This window comes from Pseudomonas matsuisoli (assembly GCF_014647635.1).
GTDB classification, from domain to species: Bacteria; Pseudomonadota; Gammaproteobacteria; order Pseudomonadales; family Pseudomonadaceae; genus Pseudomonas_P; species Pseudomonas_P matsuisoli.
The window spans coordinates 628,190-641,977 of the sequence record NZ_BMPO01000003.1 but is presented as its reverse complement, the minus strand read 5'-3'; the positions used below and the strand labels follow the sequence as shown (position 1 = coordinate 641,977).

The 13,788-nt window shown below is 55.7% G+C and carries 12 protein-coding genes, 2 pseudogenes and 1 riboswitch; of the genes and pseudogenes, 5 read left to right on the top strand and 9 right to left on the bottom strand.

What is annotated here, in order from left to right; all coding sequences use genetic code 11:
* Positions 1 to 306: 306 nt before the first annotated feature.
* Together IEY47_RS09350 and IEY47_RS09345 are read right to left on the bottom strand one after the other, a co-directional pair.
* Positions 307 to 1,290, bottom strand: a pseudogene (locus tag IEY47_RS09350) (KAP family P-loop NTPase fold protein); the annotation flags it as partial.
* A 228-nt stretch (positions 1,291 to 1,518) separates the two neighbouring features.
* On the bottom strand, positions 1,519 to 1,845 hold the full coding sequence (locus IEY47_RS09345) for a hypothetical protein (protein ID WP_188982920.1): 327 nt from the start codon (positions 1,843 to 1,845) through the stop codon (positions 1,519 to 1,521).
* A gap of 22 nt (positions 1,846 to 1,867) precedes the next feature.
* Between IEY47_RS09345 and IEY47_RS09340 the strand changes: the two genes are divergently transcribed.
* From IEY47_RS09340 to IEY47_RS09330, 3 genes are read left to right on the top strand one after another with little or no spacing between them, the layout of a single operon-like run.
* Complete coding sequence (locus IEY47_RS09340) at positions 1,868 to 2,911, top strand: PD-(D/E)XK nuclease domain-containing protein (protein ID WP_188982919.1); 1,044 nt, start codon at positions 1,868 to 1,870, stop codon at positions 2,909 to 2,911.
* A 1-nt stretch (position 2,912) separates the two neighbouring features.
* Positions 2,913 to 4,082 (top strand): hypothetical protein, encoded by a 1,170-nt coding sequence (locus IEY47_RS09335; RefSeq protein ID WP_229779321.1) that lies wholly within the window; start codon positions 2,913 to 2,915, stop codon positions 4,080 to 4,082.
* Positions 4,079 to 4,765 (top strand): hypothetical protein, encoded by a 687-nt coding sequence (locus tag IEY47_RS09330; protein WP_188982918.1) that lies wholly within the window; start codon positions 4,079 to 4,081, stop codon positions 4,763 to 4,765. Before IEY47_RS09335 ends, IEY47_RS09330 begins: the two co-directional genes overlap by 4 nt.
* 398 nt (positions 4,766 to 5,163) lie before the next feature.
* Here IEY47_RS09330 and IEY47_RS09325 read toward each other — a convergent pair whose 3' ends face one another.
* From IEY47_RS09325 to IEY47_RS09295, 7 genes are all read right to left on the bottom strand, one after another.
* Positions 5,164 to 5,673, bottom strand: coding sequence for a flavin reductase family protein (locus IEY47_RS09325; RefSeq protein ID WP_188982917.1), 510 nt, complete (start codon positions 5,671 to 5,673; stop codon positions 5,164 to 5,166).
* A 102-nt stretch (positions 5,674 to 5,775) separates the two neighbouring features.
* The gene (locus IEY47_RS09320; RefSeq protein WP_188982916.1) at positions 5,776 to 6,807 is read right to left on the bottom strand and encodes a methionine synthase; all 1,032 of its coding nucleotides are present in this window, start codon (positions 6,805 to 6,807) and stop codon (positions 5,776 to 5,778) included.
* A 26-nt stretch (positions 6,808 to 6,833) separates the two neighbouring features.
* On the bottom strand, positions 6,834 to 7,817 hold the full coding sequence (locus IEY47_RS09315; RefSeq protein WP_188982964.1) for a DUF1852 domain-containing protein: 984 nt from the start codon (positions 7,815 to 7,817) through the stop codon (positions 6,834 to 6,836).
* Positions 7,818 to 7,958: 141 nt separating this feature from the next.
* A complete protein-coding gene (locus tag IEY47_RS09310) occupies positions 7,959 to 8,387 on the bottom strand; it encodes a pseudoazurin (RefSeq protein WP_188982915.1) in 429 nt (142 codons plus the stop codon).
* The gene (locus IEY47_RS09305; protein ID WP_188982914.1) at positions 8,380 to 9,198 is read right to left on the bottom strand and encodes an ABC transporter ATP-binding protein; all 819 of its coding nucleotides are present in this window, start codon (positions 9,196 to 9,198) and stop codon (positions 8,380 to 8,382) included. Before IEY47_RS09305 ends, IEY47_RS09310 begins: the two co-directional genes overlap by 8 nt.
* Positions 9,195 to 10,229: a FecCD family ABC transporter permease gene (locus tag IEY47_RS09300; RefSeq protein ID WP_188982913.1), complete on the bottom strand. Its 1,035-nt coding sequence runs from the start codon at positions 10,227 to 10,229 to the stop codon at positions 9,195 to 9,197. Before IEY47_RS09300 ends, IEY47_RS09305 begins: the two co-directional genes overlap by 4 nt.
* The gene (locus tag IEY47_RS09295; protein WP_188982912.1) at positions 10,226 to 11,233 is read right to left on the bottom strand and encodes an ABC transporter substrate-binding protein; all 1,008 of its coding nucleotides are present in this window, start codon (positions 11,231 to 11,233) and stop codon (positions 10,226 to 10,228) included. The genes IEY47_RS09300 and IEY47_RS09295 overlap by 4 nt, the downstream gene beginning before the upstream one ends.
* Positions 11,234 to 11,404: 171 nt before the next feature.
* A riboswitch (cobalamin riboswitch) is annotated at positions 11,405 to 11,599 on the bottom strand.
* Positions 11,600 to 11,729: 130 nt separating this feature from the next.
* On the opposite strand from IEY47_RS09295, the pseudogene IEY47_RS20765 reads away from it, so the two are divergent.
* Both IEY47_RS20765 and IEY47_RS20760 read left to right on the top strand, forming a co-directional pair.
* Positions 11,730 to 12,848, top strand: a pseudogene (locus IEY47_RS20765) (HAMP domain-containing protein); the annotation flags it as partial.
* Between the two features lie 90 nt (positions 12,849 to 12,938).
* Positions 12,939 to 13,703: a methyl-accepting chemotaxis protein gene (locus IEY47_RS20760; protein ID WP_373293555.1), complete on the top strand. Its 765-nt coding sequence runs from the start codon at positions 12,939 to 12,941 to the stop codon at positions 13,701 to 13,703.
* Positions 13,704 to 13,788 lie beyond the last annotated feature (85 nt).

The following is a 13,788-nucleotide window of genomic DNA, read 5'->3' as shown; positions in this document are numbered from 1 at the left end:
GGATATCAGTTATTACCTGATGCACCGTTACAACTGGATCAGGCCACATCAGTTCAACGACGGACTGCCACCTGCGGTGGCCGAAGAAAAACTTAACCCACTGTCCGGGATGGGTTGACCACTACAGGGGGAAGGTGGTTGCTCCAAGCCTCTCAAGGCCTGGCGAGGCTCACCTTTCAAGAATATGTCGGGATTGTCACGGATAGCCGCATATAGCTTTGGGTAAAGCACTCGCACCCCTTCAATTAGCATGAACTCGGCAATGTTCACTTCGCCGCTTACAAGAGGTAACGCAAACATCAGCGCATTTGTGTACAGCTTCGCAATCCTTGGGGTCTCTAGCTTCGGTTCAAGTCCGTCCACGAAATAACGCGAGAACACGTCGATCTGGCGCTGATCAAGGACAATTCCCGCTTGGTTCAGAGCATGGTCGATACCTTCAAAAGTGATCTGACGCAGGCTCATCCGATCGGCGGGAGGCAGATGTAAAGGAACTTGGATGATCTTTTCTAGAAACGCCCGCCCGGCTTCATGCCCACCCGCGCCGTATCGTTCTCCTATAGCCGCAGCGACTACATCATCGTCAAAAGCCAGTACATAACTGGTGTACTTGAAACTTGCCGAGAGCTTTACCAACTTGAAGATGGCATTCGTTTCGTCTTTATCCAACCGGTCGATATCATCGATGAGAATGACCAACCTTTTTCCACTCTGACCTAGAAGAGCGTCTATCTGGCCTTTGAGTTGATCGAGACTGACCTTAGATAAGGACTCCCCGATATTCTTCGCAGCTTCACCGGGATTAATCTCTACACCTGGTAGAGCGACTGAGACGACCGATAGAATACCGCCATAGGACTCAAGCAGTTTTGCTGCTCTTTCTTTGAAGGCCGGCTCCTTGCCTAGAGCCTCAGCCAAGGTGGCGAAGAATCCCCGCAGAAGCGCATCCTCGGAGGGGAAGTGCCAAGGGTTGAATCGTATCGTGACGACCTGCTCATATTGGACAAGCGACTCCTCCATCATTTTGAGTACGGAAGTCTTGCCATCACCCCACGGGCCGAATAGACCTATAACGATACTGGATGGATCCCTACGCTTGGCAATCGTCTCGGCAATCCTAGCGGCGAAAAGTGCCCTTCCAAACCGGTCATAGGCTTTAGACTCGATGGGCTCATCCGAGAAATAGTGATCGTCCTCTCGGTTGTGTTCGGACTGCTGAGCCGAGGGTTCACTAGCAGATGATTCCGAAATTGAAGTGAGACGGCAAAAAAACCTGCGAATCCATTTCATTACCTTCCCCTTACTGCCCCTCGAATTTGTGCATGCTACCGCTGACGGCTAGGGCGTTAACCGAACGTCAGAAATAACTCAGACTGTGATCGACTGTCCATGCCGCTACTTTTCAGCCAGAGCCACTATGGTGATTTCCGGGCTAGGTGCACACTGGGGAACATCCGCTTTTGGCCGATTTCCGATCGTCATCGCCGGCAGCTTTCGGTCAAGGGCGGTCAGCCGTCCCTACGGGCTGACATAGCGGGTGACACCGCGGTGGAGCGGTGTCGCGTCTTTGAGCTGCCAGCGCAGCACTGACCCGACGTTGTAGAGCTCGCTTAGGACGTGATCGCGGAGGTTGTCGGTGCCTTTGGTGATCTGGTTAAGGTGGTAAGTGAAGGCTGCATGCCCCTGCCGGCCACCGCAGCGCGTGACGCGCGGGTGATCCCCCATCACCTGATGGCCGAGCACAGAGTTTTGCGATACTTTGTACTGGCATGAGGCCACATTCAAAGCAGGACGCACCTCCACGGCACGGGCCAACGCTCCCAGGCCGGTATCGTTCCTGCGCATCCATTTCGTGACAGGAACGACCATGTCAGGCGGCGAAACCGATAACATTGCGAGACTCGCGGAGCTCGTTTCCAACGACATCTTCAGCTTTTTCAGGTGGAAGAAAGAGGGGCCTCCAAACCTCAACTTCGTCTGTGTGAAGAAGGATGCTCACGCGCCGTTGAAAAAGTCCGAGCACACACACCCGGCTGACGTGGTGTTCAAGTACGCAGATCCTTATCTGAACAAAGCCATCTACCTTCATACCGATTTGAAGAGCTATGCGGTTGGCTCTATTACTCTGGACTCGATCAAGAAGGCCTTGAAGTCCTTGGGCAAGACCATCGACTGTGCTCGGGCTTCGCCGGAATGGCAGACTCGCTATCATTTGGCTAAGCGTGAGAAGTATGAAATCCGTGGGATGCTGTTCGTCTATAACCACGATGACGATTACGACAAGAATTTCTACGATCACTTCAAGGATTACAAAGGTGAGAATCTGCACATCAAAGATTCTCAGCAGGTTCATATCGTCGAACCTTCATTGATCAATTACCTAAAGACCTTGCAGCTCGATGTAAACACCCTGAGGGCGGAAGGGAAATTCCCTAGGGACAATTACACCTTCTATTACCCTGACCTCGTCTTGCACAAGGCTAGTGGTGAATACTGGGATCGTGCGGCAACCGCGGAACTCATCGCCTCGCCGTATATGATCATTCACCACAAAGAGGTCAAGTCGTACTGCGAGAAGGCCCAAGACGTAACTGAGACTTATAGCGAAGGCTATCTGATCTATTATCGCCGCGATGGCAGCACTGAGATCGAGTTTAGGTACCTCTTTGACGCGCTTTCCAGGTTCCAGATCCTTAACGCCAACAAGGACTTGAAGATCCGAATCAGGGTTGCCAATCGCCACCATCACAGCAGCATCATTAGCAACTTCAATACTGCCATTAACAGCTATGTGACCGAGTGGGGCGAAGACGAAAACCGCAAGCGAAAACTGCAGGCGGTCGAACTGGAAATAATAAATCACGCGATTCCGAACTATAAGCCCGAAGTAATCGGATGGGAGCGAGACTGACATGAGAATGGGTAGTTTGTACTTTGCATCCGACAAAGCGATCTACGATGCGCTCACGCAGCGAAGCCTGACGAGCGCTGAGCTCAGGAAGGTCTTCCTCTCCAGAGGGATCGTGATCTCCAATGAATCGGACAAAAAATTCCTAGCCAATCGTTTCAGTGCTCTGTTCCATGACTACTACGACTATCGGAACCTGTCCCTCCTGGTGGGTGGGCGTGACAGTCGTGAGAAAACCACCAATGTGGTCGTCACGACATCGGTCACTAAAGACCAGCTGACCGACGCTCTCACATCCGTCAAGGAATGGCTGGTGGATGACCAGCGCGAACAGGCTGAGGTGGCCGTCCATGGCGATCAGCTCAAACTCACCGTCAAATACCAAAAGCTCGATCTGAGCCAGGCAGAGTTCCGCCAAGTGGTTGAGAAGACGGCGGAGGTGATCCTTGAGAAGCAGGGCAGTGGCTGGAAGATCACTGGCCCCATGAATGACAAGTTCAAGGACATCACAGATCAGTTGTATTCCCAGATCGAGATCGTCACTGATCAGGACGTGGCGACCCGAACCATTTCCTTGGAGGCGATCCTTGATGCGAGCATCAGGACGAATTTCCTTCGTAGCTTAATCCGTAATCTCAAGGATATGGAGGTGGTCGACGTGATCGACGTCTCCACGTTCAACCCTAAAGACCAAGAAGATGATGACCTAGATCTAAGTGACGATGCGCTGGTGATCGAGGATTCGATTGAGGTTGAGTCAGAAGATGAGGGGGAGGATGGCGACCCTGAGGCCGAACTGGCCAGGCCGCAGCCAGAAGCCAGGATTCACAAGATCATTCGCATCGACAAGGCGTCCCTGAAGGGTAAGGGTGTATTGGAGTCGAAGCAGTTGCTTGAGCTTGAAAGCCACGGGTTCTATATGTGGAAGATTCGATGGAAAGCTCGTGAGAAGCTCGTTGGGTCTGAGCTAGTCCTGTTTGAGGCTCAGTTTGGTAACCAGGCCAAGTACTGCGATTTCTCCTATATCGTCAAAGGTGTCTACAACTACAACAACGGGAAATACGCCAAAAATCTGGTACGTGCCGAACCGGTGTTCGAGCAGAAGCTCAAGATCCGCTTGGAGGAGGCGGCGCAAAAGACCCTGAATGACATCGAAAGGAGTCTGACGAAATGAAGTCAAAGCGGCTGAAACTCTGGGTTCTGACCGCTCGCATTGACTTTCAGACCCTTTTGCATGGGCTTCGACAGCAGCCGTTCAACGACCAGAATCACGTTGGTGTCGAGGCTATCGAGTTCCTGAATGGCAAGGCCACTTTTCGGTACCACGAGCAGCGGGATATTACCCAGTCGTTCACAAACCCTCTGGGCGAAACAGTCGAATCGAGTTACTCGACGTTCATCAGCTTCGACATAGTGTTTGAAATGCTTGGGCCGGATCGGTATTCGATCTGCATGGGTTCGCCCCCTAAGGATTTGAAGCCGTTTTTAGAACTCATCCGAGCTGCAACTGGGACGAACTTCGCGCTGGAGATCGTGAAGCCGGACATCTCTGCGGTCTATCAGCAGCTCAAGGCTGACAAGCGCTTCACGAGAGTCATGGCTAAGCGGATCGTTTCTGAAGCGGTGACGTTTGATATCGAAAGCAGCTACCGGGTCGATATTGCATCGACGGGGAATGCGATGACGAAGTTGTTGGAGATCACGGGTGGCCGCGCGGCACCGATCGACAAGATCAAAATCGTCTACACGTACAACTCAAGGCCTGTTCAGATTGAGCTCTCGCGCTCAGGTTCGATTGCATTGTCGTGGGATGATGAGGAGCACCTGCACCTGCTGACAGGTCTTTTGATCCGGTAGATATGCAGATGCTGCGAGAGGGCGAGTGAGATTGGTCTAGCACTAGCCTGTCTCGGCTGGCTCGGCGTTTGGGGCGTTCACCCCGGCCCCGCGCATTACACCCTCAACTACCAGTAACCTGAAAGGGCACAGATTTATACTCTCTAGTGTCCCCTTTTGGCCGATAGCTGTCGGCCGTGGTGGGCAGCTTTCAGCCAAAAGTTGCTGGTCGCAGCATTGAATTTCAAAGATCACTGGAAGAACGAATGCCCGATAAGTGAGTTGCCTCTGTTTTTATAGAGGTTTTCGATCCTTTGGGTGATTGATCTGCGCCGCATCTACTAAACGCCCGCTTTTGGCAGATTGGTCCGAGCCCCGAGAGGCGAAGCGGTTAAGAGGGTGGGCTTGGAGGCAATCGCTCAAAGCGCGCCAGGTGCAGCAAGGCTGCGATACTGCCCTTTGAAATACAGCAGTGGCTGCGTCGCAGTAGCGTCGTGGCGGTTAAGCGCTTTTACTTCGCCGATTACGATCAGGTGATCGCCGGCGGCGTGTTCCGCATGAAGTTCGCAATCTAGCCAGTGGAGGCTCCCGGCAATGATCGGGTTGCCCAGCGGCGACGCGTGCCATTCGACGCCATGCCACTTGTCCGTGCCTTTGCGAGCGAACTGGTTGGAAATCTTCACCTGCTGGCCGGACAGGATATTCACGGCGAATCGGCCTGCCTGGCGAATCCTGGGATAGCTCGCCGAACTGGACATGACGCTGAATGACACCAGCGGCGGGCTCATCGACACGCTATAGAACGATTGGCAGGTGAAGCCAAGCGGCTCGCCATCCGTATGGCTGGTAATCACCGTGATACCGGAGGCGTAGTGCCCGAGCGCTTCGCGAAAGCTCAGTGGCTCGATAGCCGTATTAGTAGGGGACATGGAGCATCCTGAGGAGGGGGCTTAAAGAGGCCGAGACGGCGTGAAGTCGCCACTCACGCTAGCTGACTTCAGCGCCTTACACCGCACGTGCACTTCAACTTACTAGGAGTTCGAAAGCTCTCTGCGAACAATTTCTGCGCCTGCACTCAGTGCATTCAACTTGCCTCTGGCGACGCGGCGAGACAAAGGCGCCATGCCGCAGTTGGTGCACGGGCATAGTTTGTCGGCATCCACGTACTGGAGGGCTTTGCGCAAGGTGTTAGCGACTTCCTCAGGTGTTTCAATGGTATCGCTCGCGACGTCAATGGCCCCGACCATCACCTTCTTGCCTCGAACGAGTTCCATGAGTTCCATGGGCACGCGAGAGTTGTGGCATTCCAGCGAAATGATGTCGATGTTGGACGACTGCAGCTTGGGAAAGATTTCTTCATATTGACGCCACTCCGACCCCAGCGTCTTTTTCCAGTCGGTGTTGGCTTTGATGCCGTAGCCATAGCAGATATGCACGGCCGTTTCGCACTTGAGCCCTTCAATGGCTCTTTCTAATGTCGCGATCCCCCAGTCATTGACTTCGTCAAAGAACACGTTGAAAGCGGGTTCATCGAATTGAATGATATCAACACCGGCAGCTTCAAGTTCTTTGGCTTCCTGGTTGAGGATCTTGGCGAACTCCCAAGCCAGTTTTTCGCGGCTTTTGTAATGGGCATCGTACAGCGTATCGATCATGGTCATGGGGCCTGGCAACGCCCACTTGATAGGTTGCCCGGTCTGCTGGCGCAAAAACTTAGCATCTTCAACGAACACGGGCTTCTGGCGGCTTACCGCGCCCACCACTGTCGGTACGCTGGCGTCATAGCGATCGCGGATTCTTACGGTTTCGCGTTTCTGAAAATCTACACCTTCAAGATGTTCGATAAAGGTGGTAACGAAGTGTTGGCGCGATTGTTCGCCATCACTGACGATATCAATGCCTGCTTGTTGTTGCTCTTGTAGAGACAAACGCAACGCATCTTGCTTGCCATCGGTCAGTTCATCGCCTTGCAGCTTCCAGTCGGACCAAAGTGTTTCGGGTTGCGCCAGCCAAGAAGGTTTTGGCAAGCTGCCGGCCGTTGATGTAGGCAATAGTTTTTTCATGGTGAGTAGCCTTGTTTTCGAATGATTCAATGCGCGTAATTAGCGGACCATTGTTCAAGAAGGGTATGGAAGGGTTTGATGAACTGTTCTTCAACAAACTTGCCTTGCTCAATCGCGAGACGGCTACGCTCTTCTCTGTCGTACACAATCCGAGTCAGCGAATAATCCTGATGCTTCAAGCTTGGCCGATAAGACTTTCCGGCAGCAGAGTTCGCGTTGTAGATTTCGGGTCGGTAGATCTTCTGGAAGGTATCCATCGTACTGATCGTGCTGATTAGCTCAAGATTGGTGTAGTCGGCCAGCAGGTCGCCGGCAAAATAAAAAGCCAAAGGCGCTACACTATTCGGCGGCATGAAGTAGCGAACCTTTAACCCCATTTTGCTGAAATACTCATCGGTAAGAGAGTACTCATCCTGCAGATACTCTACCCCCAATACGGGGTGTAGGTTTTCAGTGCGATGGTAGGTCTTGCTACTCGATACACTCAAACAGATAACAGGCCGCTTTTTGAAGTGCTGTTTGTAAGCATCTGAATGTAGGAAGCACTTGAATAGGTTTCCATGAAGATCGCCAAAGTTTTTCGGAACACTGAACTCCGACCGGTTTTTATTATGCTCCAGTAGCACCACGCTGAAATCGTAGTCTCTAACATAAGAGGAGAAGTTGTTGCCGGCGATACCTTCGATGCGTTCGTTGGTTTTCCGGTCAACAATATTGGTTTTCAATATTTCAATCAAAGGCAGAGCGTTGCCACTGCTCTTGGCGTCAAGATTCATTTCCACCGAGATGATTTCTAGCTCGACTGTATAACGATCGGCATTGGGATTATCCCAATGCGCCAGCGCATTGAAGCGGTTATCAATCATCTTCAAGGTGTTGCGCAGATTCTCTTGACGGCTGCTGCCTCGTGCCAGATTGGCAAAGTTGGTGGTTATGCGCGTGTTTTCGGCAGGATGATAGTTTTCATCGAAATGAATACGTTTGAGCGCGAAAGTGAAGTCGGTGTTAATCATGATCGGTGTCCTGGACGCTGCCGCAGCAGTGGTATCAGGAAGCGATTATTGACCGTGAGCCAAGGTGAGTAAATCTCACTTTTTTCGTTGAAAACATAAATATTTCTCATGATGCGCAGCGCAACGACGCAGTCCTTCTTAGCGATCGAACTCGCGCTGGACGATGGCATTGAGTCGTTGTATCGCACGATCGGGAAGGCTCTCCGGTATTGCAGGCGCCGGCACATCCGCACCGCCAACGCGTACCAGCATCACCATACCCATAGCGAGATGGGGTATGCACTCGATGCCATAAACGCCCGACTCGTCGAATCGGACGGTGATCTCTTCGTTGATCTTGCCTTTGAATGCGGGAGCGCCTTCCGGAGCGATGCCTGGAATGGAAGCCGCATTATGCGTGCTGTGCGTCGCAATGAATTTGACCGAATCCCCTAGCGCGATATCGAGGAAGTCAGGCTCGTAGATCATGCTGCCCGCAGCGCCACGATTCAGCATTTTGACTTCATACGTCTGCGCGAATGCGAGCGGGCTCGCCAGCGCAAGGAGCGCCGCTAAAACTTTAATCATGGGTTTCACGTTCCTGTTCTGAAAGATGTTCGAGGCGCAGCATCCGCGCGCCGTCCACGGGGTCGATGAGCCAACGCCCGGCTACACCAAAGGTGTTTTGCAGCTGTTGAGGCGTGAGCACATCGTGTGGTGGGCCCAGTGCGACCAGCCGTCCGCTGCTCATGACGGCAAGACGATCACAGGTCAGTGCCTGGTTGAGGTCGTGCAGGGCCATGACGGTCGTAACGGGCAAACCGTGCACGAGTTTAAGCAGGGCCAATTGCTGGCGAATATCCAGGTGATTGGTGGGCTCGTCGAGAAGGAGTACTTGCGGTGTCTGGGCGAGTGCACGGGCAATATGCACTCGCTGGCGCTCGCCACCGGAGAGCGTCTTCCAGGCGCGCGTGGACAAGTGGGCCAGCGCGACATCCTGCAATGCATGCCGGACTACCTCGTCATCGCGCTCGCTCCATGGTTGAACCGGGCTCAACCAAGGCGTGCGGCCAAGCTCCACCGCATCCTGCACGCTGATGGCGTCCAGCGTGTCAGCCTGTTGTTCCACGAAAGCCAACGTCTGCGCGATTTCGCGGCGATTCAAACCCTGCAGGGCGCGGCCCATTAGCTGGACCTGCCCCTCACGCGGTTTCATGATCCCCGCCAGCAGTTTGAGCAGCGTCGATTTGCCAGAGCCATTCGGCCCGACAATGCCGATGCGCTCGCCTCGCGCGATTGAAAGGCTGATGTCGCGCACCAGCCATGTCTCGCGCACGGCATAGCCCAGTGCCTGACACTCCAGCACGATTTCCGAATTCGTGGTTAGCGGATCGCTCATCGAACCCTGGCACCTCGGATAAGTAAAAGGGCGAAGACCGGCGCCCCGATCAGCGCGGTGATGACGCCGATGGGCAGAACCTGGCCCTTGATGAGAATGCGCGAAAGGATATCCGCCGAGATGAGGAAGAGGGCGCCGACCAGGGCGCTTGTCGGGACCAGTCGCGTGTGCCGTGAGCCGACCAATAGCCGCACGGCATGGGGGATCACCAGCCCGACGAAACCAATCGAGCCAACGATGGACACCATGATCGCCGTGACGAATGCCGCGCAGGCGATCAGGACCGTCCGCGTTTGGCGAACGGGGATGCCCAGCGAGGCTGCCGAGTCTGAGCCAAAGGTGAACGCATCCAAGGCTCGGCGGTACCAGAAGCACACCAGCAGCGCGATAGCCACCGCGGGTATCGCCATCCATACGGACGACCAGCGGACGCCGCTGAGGTTGCCCAATAGCCAGAACATGATGCCGCGTGCTTGCTCAGCGCTGGCGGATTTGGTGATGAGGTAGGCCGTCAGCGCGTTGAACAGTTGTGAACCCGCGATGCCGGCAAGAATGATTTGGCTGGACGCACTAGCGCCACGTGACGTGCGCGCAAGAATGGCAACGAGCCCGAAGGCGACGACAGCCCCGGCAAACGCGCCCACGGGGAGCGAAATCAGGCCACCGCCGACACCGATGACGGCGATCAACACCGCCCCGGTGGATGCGCCGGCCGAGATACCCAGCAAGTAGGGTTCGGCAAGCGGGTTACGCAGCAACGCCTGCAAGATCAAACCGCAAATTGCCAATCCCGCCCCACAGGCGCCCGCCACCAACGTACGTGGCAGCCGGTAACTCCAGACAATACCTTCATCGATCGGGTCCAGCCCATAGCCTGCTGTCCACAGCTTGTTCGCTAGGGTCTGCAAGACAATCGAAGGCTCGATCGCCGTCTCGCCAATCGCGATGCCGGCAAGTACCGCGATGGCCAGAATTGTCACACTGCCAATTAGGCGCGCCAGCAGCCCGAGCCGTGAAATCGGTCGGCTCATTGAGCGAAGGATTCGCTAGCCTCGGCCAGTTGTTCCAAGCCGTCGATGTAGCGAATGCTGGCCTGCATCGCGTCGGCATCCATGATCACGATACGGTCGTTCTTGACGGCATCCATGTTGCGGGTGACGGGGTCCTGCTTGAGAAACGCCAATTTCTTCTCGTAATCGTCCGCCGGGAAGCGCCGACGATCCATGCGCGCGATGATGAGAATATCGGGGCTGGCCTTGGCGATGGTTTCCCAGCCAACGGTCGGCCATTCCTCGTTCGAGTCGATGATGTTTTGCATGCCCAACGTGGTGAGCATCGAATCCGCCACGCCTTGACGACCTGCTACGTAGGGATCGATTTCCAGATCTGCACTGGAAAACCAGAACACCGCGCTCAGCGGGTCACCTTCATGAGCGGCCACGCGCTGGGCCGCCGCCTGGACGCGCTTGCGGTAATCGGCGATCAGCTCTTGCCCTTTGTCCTGAACATCGAAGATCTGCGCCAGCTGATCGACGCTCTTGTAGAGGCTTTCGATATTGAACGCCTGCAAGCGCGTACCGTCGGCGCCCACCAGGTTGTCTTTGCCTTCGCAGTCCGAGGGCAGGATATAGGTCGGAATCTTCAATTCATGGAACTGCTCACGGGTGCCAACGACGCCCTGGGGGCCGACCATCCATTCGAATTGGACGGCCACGAGCCCCGGCCGCTTCCCGATCACTGACTCGAAGCTCGGGTCGTTGTCCGCCAGTCGCTCGACGCGGGCGTTCTGCTCGGCGAATCGCGGCAGAACCGGGTTGAACCATAACGACGTACCCGCCAAGCGCTCACCGACGCCCAGCTCGTACAGCATTTCGGTTCCGGCTTGGCCAATGGTGACCGCATTTTCCGGAGCCTGTGCGAAGGTCAACGTCTGCCCGCAGTTTTCAATCGACAGCGGATACTGTGTGGGCGCTGCCATCGCGGCACTGGAAAGGCAAAGCGCTGCGGCGAGCGCGAGGGAACGTCCTGAAGCCATGAGCCAACTCTCCTTACTTTAGGCGGTAGCGGGCATGACGCAGGAGCACATTCCAAAGCCGCGGCCAGCAGACCGATTGGGTCCATGGCAATAAAGACGCGAAAGACTTGAACGGATAAACCAGCCAACGACATCTGACAGCGGAATGTCCTTCCCGGACACCCCGCCGGTCAGTGATCAAGCATGCCGGCAGGTCTCCTGACTCGCACGTCGACGATCACTTCCAACCTTCCCAGGCATGAGCCCAGTGGTATCGATGGAAGCGTCTCGGTGCCTACAGTTGCGGGGGCAGTTCCGTTTACCGAGCGTGATGCCCGACGGATTCCCTATTAATTCCCGACGGAAACCGGCGCCGGAATGCTAGAGGATTGAGGGTCGAATAGCGACCCCGGGTTGTGGTGCGAAGGGTTATCGTCGATGGTTGGCATTCACGTGGGGTTTCCCTGATCGGGCGGCCGCCCGACGGTATATGCGATCGGCGAAATAGTTGATCGACGTGCTCAGGAAAGAAGTGTCTTCGCCGATAAGGCGGTGTCGATCGAGCGTTCGATGCGACTCCCTCTATTCGAGATCTGATGCCGTGCTGAAAAACCTCAAGTTCCAGACCAAGATTCTTCTTGCTGCCGCTGTCGTCGTGACCTTGGCGCTGGCAGCGTTCGCGACGTTCAACGCCTATCTGCAGCGCGATGCGATCGACAAGAGCTTGCGTGCGACCCTGACCGAGACGGGTAAAGTCGCTGCCGGAAACATTGCCTACTGGCTCGATGCACGTGTGAAGTTGATCGACTCGCAGGCTCAGGTATTGGCGCGTGACGACTCTCGCGAGGGGCTCGTCGGCTTGCTGAGCCAGAAGGTGTATACGAGTAACTTCGTCTCAACCTATCTGGGCGAAACCGACAGTACGTACACCGCCCGACCGCAACAGCCGCTTCCCGAGGGCTACGATCCACGTAAACGGCCTTGGTACGGCGCTGCCGTTGCGGCGGGCAGCACATTGCTGACGCCACCGTATGTCTTTGCCTCATCGGGTGAGCTCGGCATCACCATTGCCACGCCACTGATGCGCAATGGACAACTGGCCGGGGTCGTGGCGGGTGATCTCAACCTGTCGACATTGGTGAAGATAGTCACCTCCTTGGATGCAGGTGGGGTGGGTGAGGCCTTCCTGGTAGACAGTGACGGCAAAATTCTCGTGAGCGGGCATTCCGATCATGTACTGAAGAACTTGCGCGAGGTGTTCCCGGTGGCCACGCCTCAGGTCGCGCCTGGTTTCACGCAAACGACGCAGGCTGGCGCAGATCGCTTGGTTAGCTTCACACCCGTGGAGGGGTTGCCCGGTGTGAACTGGTATCTGGGTCTGTCCATCGACAGCGATAAGGCTTACGCCCCCGTTACGGAAGCGCGCAACTTGGCGGTGATCGCGACCATCGTTGCCGTATTGATGATCATCGTGCTGCTGGGTGTACTCATCAAAGCATTGCTTCGTCCATTGAATGAACTGACCCGGACAATGGACGGCATCGCTCAGGGCGAAGGCGATTTGACGCGCCGTCTGCCGGTCGGCTCCCATGACGAGTTTGGCGCGCTGGCGACGGCGTTCAACCGTTTCGTCGCGCGTATCCACGACTCCATTCGCGATGTATCGAGCAGTACCTCCGAGCTCAACCGCGTCACCCAGCACGTGCTGCAGTCCTCGCAGGCCTCCATGGACCAGTCGGACAACCAGAGCCAGCGCACCAACAGCGTCGCGGCGGCCATCAATGAACTCGGCGCCGCCGCGCAGGAAATCGCGCGCAACGCGGCGCATGCTTCAGGGGAGGCGAGCAGCGCACGCAACCAGAGTGAGGAGGGACGGGAGGTTTTGGCAGAGGCGCTGAGCTCCATGCAGGCACTCAGTCGCAAGATCGGCACCAGCTGCGAGCACATTGAAGCGCTCAACAGCAAGGCGGCCAATATCGGGCAGATTCTGGAAGTCATCCGCGGTATTTCCGAGCAGACCAACCTGCTGGCACTCAATGCGGCCATCGAGGCCGCACGTGCGGGCGAAGCGGGTCGTGGATTCGCCGTAGTAGCAGATGAAGTACGCTCCTTGGCAAGTCGTACGCAGAGCTCCGCTCAGCAGATTCAGCAGATGATCGAGGAGCTGCAGCGCGGTTCGAGCGACGCCGTCGAACTCATGCGCGAGAGCCAGCGGCAGAGTGGCCATAGCGTGCAGGTCGCCGAGCAAGCGGGTGAGTACCTGGGCAGCATCACCGTGCGCATTGGCGAGATCGACGGCCAGAATCAATCGGTCGCCACCGCGACCGAAGAGCAAACGGCCGTCGTCGAAACGATCAACATGGACATCAGCGAGATCAACCTGATCAATCAGCGCAGTGTCGATAACCTCGAAGCGACCTTGCAGGCGTGTACCGAACTGGAAAAAGAAGCTGACCGCCTTCAGCGATTGGTGGGGGGGTTCCGTATCTAACTGTAGTCGTCAGGCCCTGTTATTGCGCAGGGCTTGATATGTAGGTGCGTCGCTGAGTCGATGTTGTAAGGCGCGGAGTATCCGG